The following is a 16602-nucleotide window of genomic DNA, read 5'->3' as shown; positions in this document are numbered from 1 at the left end:
TCAAATAGCTTTAGAACCAAACCAAAAATTAACTAGTCTCCTCCGTATCCAGTTTATCTATTTCATAACTCATATATTCTTTATACAGTTTTGCGATAGACTTGGTTTCCCCAAGTATGGTGAGTACATCATCTGTTACTAAAACAGTTGAACCGTTAGGAGTAAACGTTTTATCGTTTCTTTCAACCAAAGCCACTAAAACATCTTTTGGTAACTGAATATCCTTTAGCTGTTTTCCAATCATAGTGTCTTGCGGAGTTCCCTCAAGTAGTTTGATGCTTACAAATCGCTCGTTTTGTAGTAAAAACTCCTTAATTTCTCTGTGACTATCCATTTTAAGCAAGGTTTTTACGATTTTTTCTCGTTCTAAAATATCAAGAAGTCTCGATAGCATACGTAGTTGCTGTTTTGGGTTTTCATCAGAATTAATTAGAAAAGCACAGATTTGTATGGGCTTTTTAAATTCATAATCACCCGAAGGAAGTGTTCCTTCAATTGGGTTTTTAGAAATCACAATTTTCATGGAAGGATGTGTAACACTCTTAAACTTGGCATGAAAAACTAAAATACCAGGTAACGCTATTACAGATTCATCGGGTATCGATTGGAAAAATTTGTGTAGTACTCCTTCTTTGTTGAGGTCTAACTCCCTACAAAAATAATCGGAAGCGATATTTAAGACCTTGTCAAAGTTAGTAGTATCCTTAATTATTTTTATTTTCGACTTAATTACGGTTTCATCAAAAGGATCCCCTTCACGAAGTCCTTTTTCTTTTAAAATAGTCATTAATTCATTTTCCAACTCGTCGTACTGATGCCTCCCTAAAAGCGCAAACCAATGAAAAATAGCACCTTCTCGTTTTACTTTTCCTTTGGAATAGAAGTGATACCAAAGTAAGCCAATAACAATAATACCTGAGGTAAAAAGTATAGGCATCCATCCTAAATAAATAATAAGGATGAATGAAATAACAATTCCAATAACCTGCATAAATGGGTATAATGGAGATAAATAGCCAGGGTCGTACGATTCTATTTTACTTTTTCTAAAAACAATAACAGAGAAGTTAATAAAGATAAAAATTAACAGTTGGAAGGTACTCGCAAGCTTTACAATACCTTCTTCTGATAGTAGTAGAATGAATACAATAATTAATGCTGTGGTTAAAAATATAGCGACTATAGGACTTCCCTTTTTACCAATTCTAGCTAAAATAGCAGGAAACAGTTTATCGCGTCCCATGGCAAACGGATATCGCGATGCAGATAATAGTCCTGCATTTCCTGTTGAGGCAAAAGCGGCAAGGGCTGCTACCGACATTAATAATACTCCTACATTATCGGGTAACCATTTAAAAAGTTGTTCTGCGGCTGTAGCTGCTGGTGCTAGTTCGTTAGCAAAGGCAGTAGGCTCAATAAGTGTAACCATAATAAAAACACCCAAACCATAAATTAATCCTGTAACGACTAATGAAAGTATCATACCCAAAGGAATGTTTCTTTCAGGGTTTTTAATTTCTTCTGCAACACTTACTATTTGAGTGAGTCCTAAATAGGACACAAAAACAAAACCTATGGTGGTAAACATACCTCCAAATCCGTTTGAAAAGAAAGGAGTAAATTGTTTGTTAATAGATTCATCGGTGATAGTATCTGAAGTGAAGATGGAGAAAAGACCATCTGCAATAAAACCAACCAAAATGACTAATAGGAATATGACAAATACTTTTTGAAAGGCGGAGGTTTTTTTTGCGCCTACTAAGTTTAACGCCATAAAAAAGAGAGTAGCCACAATGGCAACTATTTTGGTAGGTACTTCCCAAAATATAGCGGCATAAGCACCAATACCAATAATAGCAAAGGCTGTTTTAAGCATTAAAGCAAAATAGGTACCCAGTCCGCCAATGGTTCCCATGAGTGGTCCTAAACTTCTGTCTAAAAAAAAGTATGCTCCACCTGATCGTGGTAAGGCTGTTGATATTTCAGCAATGCTAAACATGGTGGGCAGTATTAATACACCTGCAAGTAAGTAGGCTAAAAATACAGAAGGCCCTGTGTAATGTGAAGCGATTCCTGGTAGTAAAAAGAAACCAGAACTAAACATAGCTCCAGTACTTATGGCAAAAACATCAAATAATCCTAAGTCTTTTTTTAGTTTGTTCCTCATGACTTTTGCGTTTAAGGCTTATTATTAAGTGGTTAGACCATGAGAAGATATGAAAAAAATTACACTTTTTAAGCGTGGTTTGATTAAGATAGTGTTTGTAATATGCTCTTTTAGAGTCTTTTTTAGATGGAAAGACTAGGCTTTGCTGGTTGTTTTATAGGGTGAAAAAAAAGTGTAGTTTTTATCGGGGCGACACCCCAAGCCTAATTGGGATGACACCCCAACGGTAATGGAAACAACACCCCAAGCCTAATCGGGATGACACCCCAATGGTAAGGGGAGCGATACTCCCTGCCTAAGGGGAATGTCTCTCCCACGGTAAGAGGAATGATACTCCTTGCCTAAGGGGAGTGACTCTCCCATAGTAAGGGGAGCTATTTTAAACAGTGGTATATGCTACCGTGTAGAAAAATGTTAGTAAAGAAATGTAGTTTAAAGATATGGTAGTAATTTTTCAGAATAGGGGGGATTGGCTACTTATACTAAGGGTTGGTAACGTGGAATGTTTTTATTTAATATACTTTTTGTATTCAGTAATTTTATTGTCTAATCTTTTATTTAAATATTCATTCTTGTTATTTAGTGTTTCATTAATTACGATAGCTTCAGATAAATAGTTTTGAATTTTATCTTTTTTCCAATGTTTTGGTGGTTCTTGAAGGTTTGTAATTCTGTCTGCTAATTTTACCATTCCAACTTCTTTTTCAAGTTTGTTTATTCGGTTCAAGCTGTCTGTCATTTTCTCTTTTTTAGAATCAAGATTTTTATTTTTAGTCAATGCTTGAACACCAATAGCAACTTTTTCTCCAAACATGTTCAATAACTCCGAAAAGTCAGTATCAGTATCTTCTAATGTATCGTGGAGTAACGCTAATTGAACAGCATAATTCAAATCGAAATTGTTAGCTGCATTATGTGCTAAGATTATTTCCATAGCAACGTTAGAGATGTGTAGTAAATAGTTAGAGTTTGTTCCAGGAACTTTTTGATCTTTGTGCTTTTCTCCAGCAAATTTTATTGCTTTTTGATATAGTTCTTGTGTCATTTAAGGTGTTTTCTATTTAGAGAAGAGTTTTTCAGTATATTATTGTTCAAGAGGGTGAAAAGTAGTTGAGAACAAGTAATTACTTATAATAATTACTGTGGCTCTATTTCGGGTTGATAAATAATATTTTTCGGTTAAACTCTTCTTCAAACTTATACAAAAAATCTAGTTCTTTTCCATATTCATCGTATTTCTCCCAAGGGGTTAATTTTTTTTCAGAGTCAAGAAAGCTTTTAATTTTTGCTAACACTTCTTTACGAAGTTGTTCTGGTATGGTATCCTCGAAATTTTCAATCCGATTGCTTTCTTCATAATTAATCAAAACATTGTAAAATTCTAATAGTTGATTTCGGAAGTTATTTTTTATAAATATTTCAACAGAAAATTCAAGATCAGATAATTCTTGTGGTATTACCATATCAAATATTGGGGTTACAACTAAATATGGCTCTCCCCAAGAAAACTTCTTCTCTTCTAATGAGCATTTAGGTAGTGTATCGGTGTCTATTTTCACTTGTTTTGATTGAGTATAATATAGTTAATGTCTTTTTTGTCATAAAGCAAGTAGATAATATCCTTTACTTTATACTTTTTGTAGATGTTTTTATCCACACTCAATTTACTTATGTTTATTTTGTTTTTTACTTTATATTCAACTGTGAAATAATATCTATAGCTTATAGGTTTACCACTTAATACTTTTTCTTTATTAATAATGGTTCCTGTAGATTCAATTCCATTATTAGCTACAAGATTATTTTTAATAATTATATATAATGGAAAACCAATGATTATGATTAAACCTAATAGTAAGAAATACGACTTGGTTTTTTCTGTAGTGTTCAAGGTTTTGTTTTTTAGATATTTAATGAGGTAACTACACTGTTAGCTAGCATTTTCTTTTTGCGTCACTATTCAATTCATTAATCATCGCTTCAAAATTAATATACTTTGGTTCAAACTCATCAAACATTTCATGATCCCACAAAACTATGGGGTATTCATTATTTGTGTGTTTATTATTTGTATCAAAACATAATAAGCCCCAATCACTCCAATTAGCAAAAGGTATTTTTCCTTTATCTAACAAAAGTTCACGAGGATATCCATTAAAAATCATTTCAGATAAAGAAGCTCTCCAAATACCTAAGGGATGTTCACAGAAGGAACACTCACTAATTTGAAGCTCATAAAAGTGTTTATACTTTAGAAATTTTATATATGACTTTGGAAGCTTATGCCCAAGTCTTGATTCAAACTCTTCAATTTCAATGTCAGTTACTTGGCTTTTAACTGGATTCCAAATTCTCCACTCTTCGTTTTCATCTTGATTTGGGTCAGCCATTTCTGTAACTATTTTGGTTGGTAGTTTATTTAATTGAAGATCGGTGAGTTCTTTTAGGTATTCATCAATTATTTGCTCCATTTTTTAATTGTAGTTAAATTTTTGGTTATGAGGTGTTCATGTTGAATTCTAATTTTAGAGAGGTTGTCTATATAAGGAAATGTGTAAGTAATGTTTTATATTACTTAGTTTAAAACAACCCAAAAAACTTTTTCTTTTTTACTGTATTTGGTCTATTTAAGTCCAAGACATCATTAACACCAAACTTATCAAATCCATCAAATAAGGCTTCCACACCTTTTTTTAGTTTAAGCTCTACTTCTTCGGTATATAGAGGAACTAAAGTGTAAAAATCTATTGATTTATTTTTAAGTTTTAAAGTATGAAATTCTTCTCCAAAAATTACTGAAGGTAATAAGGCCATCGTGTTCAGCTTTGTGTTTTCTGCAAAAGGCTCTGCTGGATGTCCATTAGGTATGGTGTGTCCATAGCTTAACCAAGTATTGTATTCATGCGGAAATCTGGCTAGAAATTTTAACGAACGTATAGGCCAATAATTATTTTCATCGTTAAAATCTTCTTCAGAAACCTTCCATTCTTTAGGTAAACAAATACTTAGTTCACAAAAGTCGCAGTCTTCAATACCTTCTGGTGTTTGCATGGGTTTATCACTCATTCCCGACGTAACAAAGGTATGAAAAGGTTTTTCTTCAGTTGGTTTTACCCAGTGAATATCAATGTGAACTTGATCAGAGATTATTTCGTGAAAAACTAGGTCGATTTTACCTATATGTTTCTCAATATGATTAGAAATTTCTTCAATTGAAGGCTCACCCGATGCTATTTCAAAGTTTCTTTTATCTTTTTCATTGTACTTATAAATTGGTGCTCCTGATTCTGACTTTTCCATTTTTTGATTATTAAAGCTTTTACTAGTTTATATACATAATAAAATCACTATTACATTCCTATAATGGTAGAGTAAGGAGAAGTTTTAGCAATTTTTTTCCAAATATAAAAAAAGGAAGATAAAAAAGTGTAACTTTTTTATCGGGTCAACACACGAAGCCTAATCGGGTCAACACACGAAGCCTAATCGGGTCAACACACGAAGCCTAATCGGGTCAACACACGAAGCCTAATCGGGTCAACACACGAAGCCTAATCGGGTCAACACACGAAGCCTAATCGGGTCAACACACGAAGCCTAATCGGGTCAACACACGAAGCCTAATCGGGTCAACACACGAAGCCTAATCGGGTCAACACACGAAGCCTAAGGAAAGTGATACCATACACCTAAGGGGAACGATACTCCCCGTCTAAAGGGAGTGATACCAAACAATAAAAAGATAAAATATCGTATTGTGTAGAAAAATGTTAGTTAGCATATTGAATGAATAATAGGGCATTATTATTTGTTCATTGTTCCAAGAGTTGCTACTTTTTTCAACCATTTACCTCTAAACTTTTCTTTTGAGAGTCTTATAGGACCAATAGTAGTAATTCGCACTTTTTTTATTCCTATATAGTTTAATGTTAGTTTTTTAATCGCATTATGACTCGGGCTTCTATATATCCACTTATAGTACCAAGCAGGTTGATCTAACGTACAAATTATTCTGGCTGTTTTTCCTGTAAAACATTTATCCCACCATAAAGAGTTTTCTTTTTTATTAAAAGCAAAGCCAGGGAGTAAAACTCGATCTAAAAAACCTTTCATAATTGCAGGTACAGAGCCCCACCAAATAGGATACACTAACACCAAATGATCTGCCCACTTTAGTTTTTCTTGTGCCTCTAATAAGTCAGGTTCAAGTTCTGTTCGTTTTCGATAGCCAAATTGAAGGTTAGGGTTAAAGTTTAATTCTCGGATGTTGATTTCCTGTATTTCAGCAGTCGATTTCTTAGCGCCTGTTTTATAAGCTTCAGAAAGGGCATAATTAAAACTTTCCTTGTCTGGGTGTCCGTTTATAATGAGTATTTTCTTCATTTATCTTAAAAAATAGGTTTTAATGTTGCTTCAAATTGAGAACCTGTTAAGTTTTCTGTTTTAAAAAACTTATACAGTATAAAACAGGTAGGTATTGTTAAAAAGGCAGTACAAATTACAAAAGTGCTGAGGCTACAAAATATACCTAAAATTTGGGTGCTAGCTTCTCCTATATAAGAAGCGATATTGTTTTGCGGATTATTAAAGTAAATATGAACCGATAAGGCATACTCATAAAACCGAACTGAAGTTTCGTAGATTAACCAAGCGGGGTAAAACCACTTTCTAATAGGTTCCCACCATTTTCCCCAGATTGACTTTAGTTGTTGTTTGTTGTTATCTTCCATTGTTATTGTATTTGTTAGCAAAATTGCTGTAAATGGAAGGTTTATCATTTGATATAAATCAAATTCGTTTTTTGGGGTTTCTTATCCTGCTCAACGTTTCAAGAGTTATTCCTAAATAAGAGGCAATATGTGTAAGGGGAATTCTGTTGGTTATAAAAGGATAAATACTTAGCAGGTGTTTATACCTTTCTTCTGCTTTGTTGAATTGAATGGTGTATAATCGTTCGCAAAGCCCTAACATGGTTTCAGTGACTATCTTACTAATTAAGCGTTCAAAGTCGTGATGCTTTTGAGAAAGCTTATCAACCGTATCTTTTGAAAATTCCAAAACGGTTGAATCTTCAATAAATTCAACATAATGCGGACTTGGTTCATTGCTAAAAAAGCTAACGATGGAAGCCATAAACTGATTTTCGAAAGTAAACCAATCAGAAATGTCTTTACCATCTTTTAAGTAATATGCTCTTGAACATCCTTGTACAATGAAAAAGACTTTTTTAGAGAATTGCCCTTCTCGTACAACAATGTCTCCTTTTTTATATACACAAACTTTTGAACTGGCAATTAATTCTTGTTGACACTCAGTAGATAGCGGAGTGTAAGTTTCCTCAATTGTTTTAAAGACTTCTTTATAATTCATCCTCTCTCATTAGTAGCTTCAAACCTACTATTTTTTTACTAAGTTCAAAAGTTATGTGTGTTAATATGCTGTACTTTTAAGAGGGATTGACAATACCATAATTTTTCATTAAAAAGTCTAAAGAAAACCCTAATTTTAAATACATTTCTTTTGCCATTTCTGAGGCTTGTAATGTAGCTAAGGATAAGTTGTTGTCAATAGCTTTATTCAATGTGTGACGCATAATTTCAGTAGCAAAACCTTGTTTTCTTTTTTCTGGTATAATACCTAAGCTGTGCAAACCAGCAATCGTATTTGTGGTGTATAAAATTACGGTTCCAACAAGTTCTTGTTCAAAATAAACAAGATAGTAGGGTATGGTTTCTTTAGTTTTTAAAATGGTTGCTGTACTTATTTCGTAATTAAAGGCTTTAAAAAAGGCATTGCTCCAAACATCAGCATCTTCTTTATTTTCTACTCTTTTAAAATCAATGTGTCTTTGAGTTTCAAACTTTTCTTTTAGTTCTAAACTCATTCCGTATTGAGTTGACTTTAACTGGATTTTACCGTCAAGCTCCATATTGTTTTCTTGACTGGGAAGTGTAAATAAAGAAAATGTAAAATGATTGTCTTTACTAATCATTTGCTGTTGTATCTCCTTTAGCTGATTCTCAGAAGGAGATAGGTTAGTCCAAATTCTATTAGGCCACTGAGCGTTTTGTATATAAGCGCTTTCAAAAAATGTTTCTTTATGGTAACCTTGGTATGGAGCCGCAGCAGACTTCCATAAAGAGGTTAAGTTGTTTATGTTTGATACTACTTTTTTCATTTTGAGTTGATTAAAATAATACTAATTGCCATGAAAACAATTCCAATACACTTTTTGGTAGTTATAGGTTCAACAGGCAAGTTTAACCAACCAAATTTTCCTGCGAATAACGAAAAAACCAACTGACCACATAGACCAAAAGCAATCATTTTTGAAATACCTAGCTTTGGTATGGTGTAAAAATAAAGAGAAATACCAATCATGCTAAAAAGTCCGCCAATAAACCATAAATACCAAGGTACTTGTTGCGCTATAGTTAGTTGAATACTTTCTTCTTTGAACAGGTATATGAATAAGCATCCAAAAATAGCGCTGGCTATAGAAGTGGCTATAACAGCAATAACAGGTTGTTTTACAATAGTACCTAGTTGCGTATTAAATCCTGCTTGAACAGCTAGTGATACTCCACCAATAAAGGCCAAAAAGTATAAAAAGAATATTTTCATACTGCAAAGATGGAAAGGAAATAAAACTTTTTTCTTTACATATGTTGATTGCTACACACTTTTTTTAATGCTTTTACGAATTCGGCTTAACTGAGTGGGAGTAATGCCTAAGTGTGAGGCGATATAGTGTAATGGTATTCTATTTTCTATGTTAGGGTTAGTGTTTACAAAATCGAGATACCGTTCTTTAGCTTCTTTTAAAACAATGTCAATTTCTCGTTTCTCTTTGTCAATTACCCAGTTTTTTTCAAGATAAGCAATATAGAAGTTTTGCAAGTCTTGGTTTTCTCTAATAAGTTGCCTGTATACATCATACGGAAAGCTAATAACTGTAGAATCCTCTATAACTTCTAGAGAAAACTGAGAAGGTGTGTTGGTAAGTGATGATACTACAGAACCTATAAAACTACCTGATAAAAAGATGTTTTTATGATATACCGTACCGTTTTTATGTAAAAAACAAGAAACTACTGCGCCTTTGTATAGCACGTGTATGTGTTTTGACACCTTTCCGAAGGGTAATAAAGTAGCTCCCTTTTTTAAATCGTGAATTTTTGCAGCTGAAAACAAAGAAGAAATCGCCTCGTCACTCACCGTAGCATAACGATTAAAAACACTTGCTAAAAAGGCTTTATATTCATTAGGTTGATCCATTACTCTTTATACGGTTTAAGTGTTTTTTATTTGTATGATTTGTGCCGCAATACTTACTGCTATTTCCTCAGGCGTTTCACTTTTTATAGAAAGTCCAATAGGTGCTTGTACTTTACTCAATTCTTTTTGAGTGAATCCTTCGTTTTGCAGAACTTCCCACATCGTTTGTAGTTTTGCTTTGCTACCTAAAACACCTAAAAATTGATAGTTGTTTTTAAGGAGCTTACTCAATACCAACTTGTCATCAGTATATTTATTGGTCATAATAGCTACATAGCTTGAAGAAGATTCTTCTATGTAGTTTTCAATGTCTTTATAATCAATAACCTGTTTTTTATGAGCAGTTTGGTTGTTTTCCAATGTGTTGAGGTTTTCTCTATTGTCAAAAACAATAACATAGAAACCTAGCTTTACAAAAAGTTCAGAAACAGCAACGCCTACATGTCCACCACCAACAATGTACAAGGTTTCTTTAAAACCGATATGTTCTTTAAAATACCAATCTTCTTTTGAGTTGATGTCATACTCAAACTGACTTTCTAGAATATCAGGAGTAAAATCAAATAGGATAGGAGATAAGTGTAAAGTTCCTTTTTTACCGTGCTGTAAAGAAGAAATAATGGTTGATACTATTGAACGATGCCTAGTGTCTAAGCAATGAAAAGCAACTGTTTGTTCACCCGAACAAATCATACCCGAGCCATCTTTGATATTTCCTTTATGAATTTGTTTTTTACTAAACGTTGGTGGATTCTCTTGTTGTAGTAGTTGTTTGGCTTCTTCAACAAGCGCAAACTCCATAACACCACCACCTACAGAACCGTAAATAAAACCATCTTCAGTAATTAACATTTTAAAACCTTTTCGACCAGGAGAACTACCAAGGTTTTCAATTACTGTTAGGAGGTATACCTTCTGTTTATTTTGAAGTTTTGTATATAACTGTTGCCAAAATTCCATAAACGTCTAATTAAAAATGGTTTCGCTTAGTGCATAGTAAATAGCCATAAGAGCTGAGAATATAGCACTTGCTAAAAAACGCCAATCGAGTTTTACTTTGTTTTGAATGATAAAATTAGCGATAAAGGAAATAGGGATGTTCACTAAAAACGACCAACAAGCAACTATGAATAAATTACTGGTTATTTGGTCAAAATTTCCAGAAAATAACTTGATAAACAGTAAATGTCTAAAAATCCAAAGCGGATTAAAGTAAGCAATGGCTAATATTGTTTTCGCTATAGTTCTTTTGAGTCCGTTATTGTTGGCTGTCTTTTTTTCTATCCAATTAAAATAATTAGGGATTTCAAAAGCATAAACGGTGGCACCAATAACTACCATTCCGAGAAGTCTGTATATTGAAAACTCGTTTAGTAATAGGGATGCAATGGTATCTCCAATGCTATAAATTAACGCACCCCTAAATATATTTTGTTTGGTGTATTGTAGTTTGATAAGCTTTTATTTTTCATATAATCCCATTAATACTTTTTCAGGTGTAAAAGGAGCGTGGAATTTTAATTTATAATTAGGGTTAAAGGCTTTTACTGCTTGCTGAATGGCAAAATAAGCCCCAATTCCATACATTAATGGAGGCTCACCAACTGCTTTCGATTTTTTAATAGCCATTTGATTTCCTTCCGTTTTTAACGGAATGGTTTCTACTGTTTTGGGAGCTGAAAAAATATCAGGAACCTTGTAAGTAGATAACGCATTCGAAAGCAAGCGTCCATCATTATTATAGGCAATTTCCTCTAAGGTCATCCAGCCGATTCCTTGTGCTAAAGCACCTTCAACTTGCCCTAAATCAATTCCCATATTCATACTTTTACCAAAGTCGTGTACAATTTTTACGCTGTCAATTTCATAATTGCCACGGACACAATCTACAGTAACCGTTGTGATGGCAGTACCATATACATGGTAGGCAAACGGATGTCCTTTTTCTTTGGTCTTGTCAAAATGAATTACAGGAGTAGCATAATGGGCATTTTCAGACAATGCTACACGACGCAGCATCGCTTGAGCAATTAAAGCTTCCCATGTTAACTCTGATTTATGATTATTTGTAAAAATAAAATTCTCTTTGAAGGAGATGTTTTTTTCTTCGGAAGAAAGCATGTCAGCGGCAACTTTTGTTAGTCGTTCAACTAACGAATTACAAGCCATTTCAACTGCTTTTCCGTTGAGGTCGGCAGTAGAACTCGCAGCAGAAGGTGAGGTGTTGGCAACACGCGTAGTGTTAGTCGTTTCCAGTTTAACCTTATCTGCCGAAATTCCTAAAACACTTTGTGCTACTTGTAGCATTTTGGTGTTTACACTTTGTCCCATTTCCACAGCAGCTGTAGAGACGCCAACACTTCCATCTTGATAAATATGTATCAATGCACGTGCATGATTCATTGGGGTATTGGTAAACGAAATACCAAAAGCGATGGGCATTAATGAGATACCTTTTTTGTAACGGTCATTCTTACTGTTAAAGTCGGCAACTTCTTGCTCTAATTTTTCAAGTTGATATTGTTCTTTTGCACTAAACCATGAGTTTTGTGCTTGTACTTCGGTAGCTATTTGTCCGTAAGAAAACTCATCATTTTCAGCCAATAAATTTGCTTCTTGTATTTCTCTTTTGTTAATGCCTATTTTATCAGCGGCATCGGCAATAGCACTTTCAATGACAAACATACCTTGCGGACCACCAAATCCACGAAAAGCCGTGTTAGGCGGTAAATTGGTTTTACAGCTATACACTGTGGTATGCACGTTGGGAACAAAGTAACTATTGGTAGCATGAAACAAAGTTCTCTCGGCAATTGCAGGAGATAAATCAGCTGCAGCGCCAGAGTTTTGCAAGAACTCCGCCTCAAAAGCTTTTATTTTTAGGTCTTTTGTTAACCCTATTTTATAGAATGATGAATATGGATGGCGTTTTCCTGTCATGCGTAAATCATCATGTCGATTCAGCATATATTTTACTGGACGATTCAAATGTTGTACAGCAACGGCAGCCATTACAGCCCATGGGGTAGCTTGGTCTTCTTTTCCTCCAAAACCACCACCTAAACGAATTACATCTACCTCAATTTTATGCATTGGGATACCCAACACTTTTGCTGCTGTTTTTTGTACAGCAGTAGGTCCTTGCGTAGAGGAAGTAATTTTTATATTTCCGTTTTCTTGTGGTACTGCATAACAACCTTGTGTTTCTAGGTATAAATGTTCTTGTCCGTTAGAAAAAGTTTCGCCCTCAAACACATATTCACATTCGCTAAATGCGTTTTGAGTATTCCCTAAGTTAAATGAGCGAGAAGCATTGATAAAACTACCTTTTTCTTTGGCTTCTTTGGCTGTTGTAATTACGGGAAGTTCTTCAATATCTATGGTAATTAAAGTTCTCGCTTTTTTAGCAATCGCTTCACTTTTAGCTACGATAAAAGCAATAGGTTGTCCCCAAAAATGTACTTCATCTTCTGTCCATAAAGGTTCATCAGGAATAATACCACCAATTTGATTTTCTCCTAAAACATCTTTATAGGTAAATATTTTTACAACGCCGTCTAGCGCTTCGGCTTTGGAATAGTCTACCGATTTTATTTTTCCGTGTGCTTTTGGCGAATCAAAAACCAATCCGAATAAGGTGTCTTGGCGTAGCATTAAATCGTCAACAAATAACGATTCTCCTCTAACATGTGTAAAACTGTCTATGTTTTTCATCGTTTTCATTAGGCAATTAGTTTTTTAAGTTCAACTTGATTAGGGAATAGCTCTAAAAAGTGAGCAAAAAATAACTGTCTTGCTAACAATCGCTTATAGTCAGCAGCTCCACGAACGTCGCTGATAGGAGAAATTTCTGATTGTAAAATAGCTTCTGCTTCTTTGATGATTTCAGAACTGATTGCTTTTCCTGCTAAAAAGGCATTGGTTTGGTATAAATACTTCGGAATTGCAGCTACACCTCCTAAAGAAAAATGTGCATCTGTAATTGTATTATTTTTTAGTGTAATTCTTCCTGCGGAATTTACACTAGCAATGTCTAAATGTGTTCGTTTGCTTACTTTTTCGAAATTAAAATTGTCTTCTGTCTGCGGAACTTTAAAAGTTATCGACTGTAAGATTTCGCCTTCTTGTAAATCGTATGTTTTGTAGTCTTGATGAAACTCTTGAAACGGAATTTGTCGCGTGTTTCCATCTTCTTTTTGAATGGTTAACGTTGAGTTTAATGCTAAAAAGAAAATAGACATATCACCAATAGGTGAGGCATTTACAAAGTTACCTCCAATAGTTCCCATATTTCTGATTTGCTCAGAAGAAACAAGTTTTAAAAATTGCTTGAGTTTAGGGAAAAGGGTTTGCAGTTGTTTACTTTCTGCAATTTCGGTAACGGTTGTATTAGCACCCAGTGTACAAAATCCTTCAGTAAAAGATATTTCTTTTAAAGCGTTTTTATCGGTTAATAAATGTACATCTTCTTCAGCCATTTTATCTGCATGCTGTACATATATATCAGTTCCATTGGCTACTTTTACACCTGTTTTTTCAAAGGTTTTTGGTTGTAATTGAGTTAATTTTTCTGGAATAGTTACAAAATAATTAGGAATAAAACCTTCCTTGATTAACCAGTCGATTTGCTGGTTGTTATCTTTCTGTTGCAGTTTTTGTTCTATTTCAAAACCTGCTTTTTCAATCGATTTATAACCTGTACAACGACAAATATTTCCACTAATAGCATCGTTACATGAGGTTGTTTGTTTGCTGTCAAGAGCATAACCAGTCATAGAAACTACAAATCCTGGTGTACAAAAACCACATTGTGTCGCATAATTATCGGCCATTGCTTTTTGAACAGTGTTTAGTTCTTTAGGTAAATTAATTCCTTCTACCGTAACAATATGCTTCCCGTTAGCATTTCCTAAGGGAGAAATACAAGAAGTTATACTTTGGTAACTAAGTTTATTATCTTTTAATTCACCAATTAAAACAGTACAAGCTCCACAATCGCCTTCACGACATCCTATTTTTGTGCCTTTTAATTGTTGATGTTCTCGAATAAAGTCGAGTAAGGTAATACCAGCGTTTGCTGTAGTTTTTATTACCTGATTATTTAATATAAATTGTATCATAAGCAGAATGCAAGATACGAAAATGTAACGTTAGGTGAAAAGCGAGAGGCTTTGATTTTTAACAGTCACCAATTTTATAATTAAAAACTTATAGCAACAAAAAAGCCTCCAAATTGGAGGCTTTGTATATGTTTTAAGAAAAATATTAAGCAAATAAGCTGTCAATTTTTTCTTTTTCTTCTTGTGCTAAAGCTGGATCTACTAAAATACGACCACTGTGCTCATCAATTGTAATTTTCTTACGGTTTGCAATTTCTAATTGCACCTGTGGTGGAATAGTAAAGAAAGAACCTCCAGCAGCTCCACGCTCAATAGCAACAACTGCTAATCCGTTTCTTACTTTAGTTCTAATTCTTTTGTATGCTGTTAACAAGTGTTTGTCAATAGATTGAGAAAACTCTTCAGACTTTTCTTTTAATAATTGCTCTTCTTTCTCAGTCTCTTTTAAGATAGCGTCTAATTCACCTTTTTTGTGAGCTAAATGTGCTTCTTGTTGAGCTAATTTTTCTTTGGTATTATCAATAACCTCTTTCTTTTGAGCAATTTTAGCTTTGTATTCTTTAATTCTCTTTTCAGATAATTGAATTTCTAATTCTTGATACTCAATTTCTTTAGATAAAGAGTCGAATTCACGGTTATTACGAACATTTTTTTGTTGTTCTTCGTACTTAGTAATTAAGTTTTTAGATTCTTCAATAGCTAACTTTTTGTTACTAATATCAGTTTCTAAATTTTTAACATCCTCAGCTAAATTAGAAAGTCTTTTGTTTAATCCGGCAACTTCATCTTCTAAATCTTCAACTTCTAAAGGTAATTCACCGCGAACGTTTCTAATCTCGTCAATTCTAGAATCGATTAACTGTAAATCGTATAACGCTCTTAATTTTTCTTCTACCGTTACTTCTTTTTTTGCCATCTGTTAAATATAGTGTATTGGATTTGTACTTTTTTCGCTTAAAATAATTGCAAAAATACTAAATTTTTTGCTAAGATAATCAACTAAAAGGTTTTTTGTAAATTGCTCGCTTTCATAATGTCCTACATCTGCAAGCAATATTCTTTTTTCTGCTTTAAAAAACTCATGATATTTAAAATCAGCACTAATGTAAGCATCTGCTCCAGCTCGCATCGCATTTTTAATAGCGAAACTTCCTGAACCTCCTAATACAGCTACCTTTTTAATAGGTTTGTCGAGTAATTCAGAATGTCTAACACAGCCAGTTTTAAATGTTTTTTTTACAAATAATAAAAAATCTTTTTCATTCATGGCTGATGGAAGTTCTCCAATCATACCCATACCCACATGTTGATTTTGATTGTCTAAGGTTATAACTTCATAGGCAACTTCTTCATACGGATGATTCTTAAACAATGCTGAGAGTATTTTTCCTTCTAAAAAAGAGTCGAAAGTTACCGTAATACAGGTTTCTTCTTCAAACATGAGTTCTCCTTTTTTACCTATAGTAGGGTTAGAGTTTTCGTTTCCTTTATAGCTTCCTTTTCCTTCTGTATTAAAAGAACAGTTGTCGTAATTACCAATGTTTCCTGCACCTGCTTCAAATAATTTGTTACGAAGGTTGTTAGCATTTTGAGAAGGAACATACGTTGTTAGTTTTTTAATGATTCCTTTTTTAGGAATTAAGGTTTTCATGTTTTCTAAACCTAAAACTTCTCCCATTTTTGCTGAAACACCATTATTTACATTGTCTAAAGCTGTATGTGTAGCATAAATAGCAATGTTATTTTGAATAGCTTTTAATACAACGCGTTCTACATAATTGTTGCCGTTAATCTTTTTCAATCCGCTAAATACAATGGGATGAAAACTTACAATAAGATTACAGTTTTTAGCAATTGCTTCATCTACAGTTTCTTCAAGGGTGTCTAGCGTAACTAAAACTCCTGTAACCTCAGTACTGTAATTACCTATTAATAAACCAACGTTATCAAAATCTTCGGCATACGAAAGCGGTGCTAATTGTTCAATATAGTTGGTGACGTCTTTTATTTGCATTTGGGTACGTTTTCAAAATATTA

Annotated in this window: 18 protein-coding genes; all 18 read right to left on the bottom strand. The window is 33.6% G+C overall.

From position 1 onward, the window contains the following. Positions 1–28: 28 nt before the first annotated feature. Complete coding sequence (locus VCM48_RS05190; protein ID WP_482271880.1) at positions 29–2167, bottom strand: amino acid permease; 2139 nt, start codon at positions 2165–2167, stop codon at positions 29–31. A 508-nt stretch (positions 2168–2675) separates the two neighbouring features. Further along, on the bottom strand, positions 2676–3212 hold the full coding sequence (locus VCM48_RS05185) for an HD domain-containing protein (protein ID WP_482271879.1): 537 nt from the start codon (positions 3210–3212) through the stop codon (positions 2676–2678). 103 nt (positions 3213–3315) lie between these two features. After that, entirely contained in the window at positions 3316–3726 is a 411-nt protein-coding gene (locus tag VCM48_RS05180) for a hypothetical protein (RefSeq protein WP_482271878.1), read from the bottom strand. Next, a complete protein-coding gene (locus tag VCM48_RS05175) occupies positions 3723–4058 on the bottom strand; it encodes a hypothetical protein (protein WP_482271877.1) in 336 nt (111 codons plus the stop codon). Before VCM48_RS05175 ends, VCM48_RS05180 begins: the two co-directional genes overlap by 4 nt. A gap of 43 nt (positions 4059–4101) precedes the next feature. Next, a complete protein-coding gene (locus tag VCM48_RS05170) occupies positions 4102–4638 on the bottom strand; it encodes an SMI1/KNR4 family protein (RefSeq protein WP_482271876.1) in 537 nt (178 codons plus the stop codon). A 109-nt stretch (positions 4639–4747) separates the two neighbouring features. Beyond that, complete coding sequence (locus VCM48_RS05165) at positions 4748–5467, bottom strand: suppressor of fused domain protein (RefSeq protein WP_415268516.1); 720 nt, start codon at positions 5465–5467, stop codon at positions 4748–4750. Positions 5468–5971: 504 nt separating this feature from the next. Continuing rightward, the gene (locus tag VCM48_RS05160; protein WP_482271875.1) at positions 5972–6550 is read right to left on the bottom strand and encodes an NAD(P)H-dependent oxidoreductase; all 579 of its coding nucleotides are present in this window, start codon (positions 6548–6550) and stop codon (positions 5972–5974) included. A gap of 5 nt (positions 6551–6555) precedes the next feature. Continuing rightward, complete coding sequence (locus VCM48_RS05155; protein ID WP_099213826.1) at positions 6556–6897, bottom strand: hypothetical protein; 342 nt, start codon at positions 6895–6897, stop codon at positions 6556–6558. A gap of 58 nt (positions 6898–6955) precedes the next feature. Further along, on the bottom strand, positions 6956–7537 hold the full coding sequence (locus VCM48_RS05150) for a Crp/Fnr family transcriptional regulator (RefSeq protein WP_133537053.1): 582 nt from the start codon (positions 7535–7537) through the stop codon (positions 6956–6958). A 76-nt stretch (positions 7538–7613) separates the two neighbouring features. Next, entirely contained in the window at positions 7614–8345 is a 732-nt protein-coding gene (locus VCM48_RS05145; protein WP_482271874.1) for a GNAT family N-acetyltransferase, read from the bottom strand. Continuing rightward, a complete protein-coding gene (locus VCM48_RS05140; protein WP_482271873.1) occupies positions 8342–8791 on the bottom strand; it encodes a DMT family transporter in 450 nt (149 codons plus the stop codon). Before VCM48_RS05140 ends, VCM48_RS05145 begins: the two co-directional genes overlap by 4 nt. A gap of 51 nt (positions 8792–8842) precedes the next feature. After that, the gene (locus VCM48_RS05135) at positions 8843–9445 is read right to left on the bottom strand and encodes a Crp/Fnr family transcriptional regulator (protein WP_482271872.1); all 603 of its coding nucleotides are present in this window, start codon (positions 9443–9445) and stop codon (positions 8843–8845) included. A 15-nt stretch (positions 9446–9460) separates the two neighbouring features. Further along, positions 9461–10405: an XdhC family protein gene (locus VCM48_RS05130; protein ID WP_482271871.1), complete on the bottom strand. Its 945-nt coding sequence runs from the start codon at positions 10403–10405 to the stop codon at positions 9461–9463. A gap of 6 nt (positions 10406–10411) precedes the next feature. Next, the gene (locus VCM48_RS05125; RefSeq protein WP_482271870.1) at positions 10412–10786 is read right to left on the bottom strand and encodes a hypothetical protein; all 375 of its coding nucleotides are present in this window, start codon (positions 10784–10786) and stop codon (positions 10412–10414) included. Positions 10787–10906: 120 nt separating this feature from the next. After that, the gene (locus VCM48_RS05120; RefSeq protein ID WP_482271869.1) at positions 10907–13159 is read right to left on the bottom strand and encodes a xanthine dehydrogenase molybdopterin binding subunit; all 2253 of its coding nucleotides are present in this window, start codon (positions 13157–13159) and stop codon (positions 10907–10909) included. Between the two features lie 8 nt (positions 13160–13167). Continuing rightward, on the bottom strand, positions 13168–14565 hold the full coding sequence (locus tag VCM48_RS05115; protein WP_482271868.1) for an FAD binding domain-containing protein: 1398 nt from the start codon (positions 14563–14565) through the stop codon (positions 13168–13170). 145 nt (positions 14566–14710) lie between these two features. After that, positions 14711–15481, bottom strand: a complete 771-nt coding sequence (locus VCM48_RS05110; RefSeq protein WP_274640166.1) for a zinc ribbon domain-containing protein — start codon at positions 15479–15481, stop codon at positions 14711–14713. Positions 15482–15484: 3 nt separating this feature from the next. Further along, positions 15485–16579: a Nif3-like dinuclear metal center hexameric protein gene (locus VCM48_RS05105; protein WP_482271867.1), complete on the bottom strand. Its 1095-nt coding sequence runs from the start codon at positions 16577–16579 to the stop codon at positions 15485–15487. Positions 16580–16602 lie beyond the last annotated feature (23 nt).

Source organism: Tenacibaculum sp. DPLXC6, assembly GCF_056815515.1.
The sequence above is the reverse complement of the archived record's forward strand: the minus strand, read 5'-3'. Positions and strand labels throughout refer to the sequence as shown.

Excerpts from the sequence above, each read along its gene's own strand:
- VCM48_RS05190 (WP_482271880.1), bottom strand. The coding sequence starts at position 2,167 with ATGAGGAACAAACTAAAAAAAGACTTAGGATTATTTGATGTTTTTGCC.
- VCM48_RS05185 (WP_482271879.1), bottom strand. The coding sequence starts at position 3,212 with ATGACACAAGAACTATATCAAAAAGCAATAAAATTTGCTGGAGAAAAG.
- VCM48_RS05170 (WP_482271876.1), bottom strand. The coding sequence starts at position 4,638 with ATGGAGCAAATAATTGATGAATACCTAAAAGAACTCACCGATCTTCAA.
- VCM48_RS05165 (WP_415268516.1), bottom strand. The coding sequence starts at position 5,467 with ATGGAAAAGTCAGAATCAGGAGCACCAATTTATAAGTACAATGAAAAA.
- VCM48_RS05160 (WP_482271875.1), bottom strand. The coding sequence starts at position 6,550 with ATGAAGAAAATACTCATTATAAACGGACACCCAGACAAGGAAAGTTTT.
- VCM48_RS05155 (WP_099213826.1), bottom strand. The coding sequence starts at position 6,897 with ATGGAAGATAACAACAAACAACAACTAAAGTCAATCTGGGGAAAATGG.
- VCM48_RS05150 (WP_133537053.1), bottom strand. The coding sequence starts at position 7,537 with ATGAATTATAAAGAAGTCTTTAAAACAATTGAGGAAACTTACACTCCG.
- VCM48_RS05145 (WP_482271874.1), bottom strand. The coding sequence starts at position 8,345 with ATGAAAAAAGTAGTATCAAACATAAACAACTTAACCTCTTTATGGAAG.
- VCM48_RS05140 (WP_482271873.1), bottom strand. The coding sequence starts at position 8,791 with ATGAAAATATTCTTTTTATACTTTTTGGCCTTTATTGGTGGAGTATCA.
- VCM48_RS05135 (WP_482271872.1), bottom strand. The coding sequence starts at position 9,445 with ATGGATCAACCTAATGAATATAAAGCCTTTTTAGCAAGTGTTTTTAAT.
- VCM48_RS05130 (WP_482271871.1), bottom strand. The coding sequence starts at position 10,405 with ATGGAATTTTGGCAACAGTTATATACAAAACTTCAAAATAAACAGAAG.
- VCM48_RS05125 (WP_482271870.1), bottom strand. The coding sequence starts at position 10,786 with ATGGTAGTTATTGGTGCCACCGTTTATGCTTTTGAAATCCCTAATTAT.
- VCM48_RS05120 (WP_482271869.1), bottom strand. The coding sequence starts at position 13,159 with ATGAAAAACATAGACAGTTTTACACATGTTAGAGGAGAATCGTTATTT.
- VCM48_RS05115 (WP_482271868.1), bottom strand. The coding sequence starts at position 14,565 with ATGATACAATTTATATTAAATAATCAGGTAATAAAAACTACAGCAAAC.
- VCM48_RS05110 (WP_274640166.1), bottom strand. The coding sequence starts at position 15,481 with ATGGCAAAAAAAGAAGTAACGGTAGAAGAAAAATTAAGAGCGTTATAC.
- VCM48_RS05105 (WP_482271867.1), bottom strand. The coding sequence starts at position 16,579 with ATGCAAATAAAAGACGTCACCAACTATATTGAACAATTAGCACCGCTT.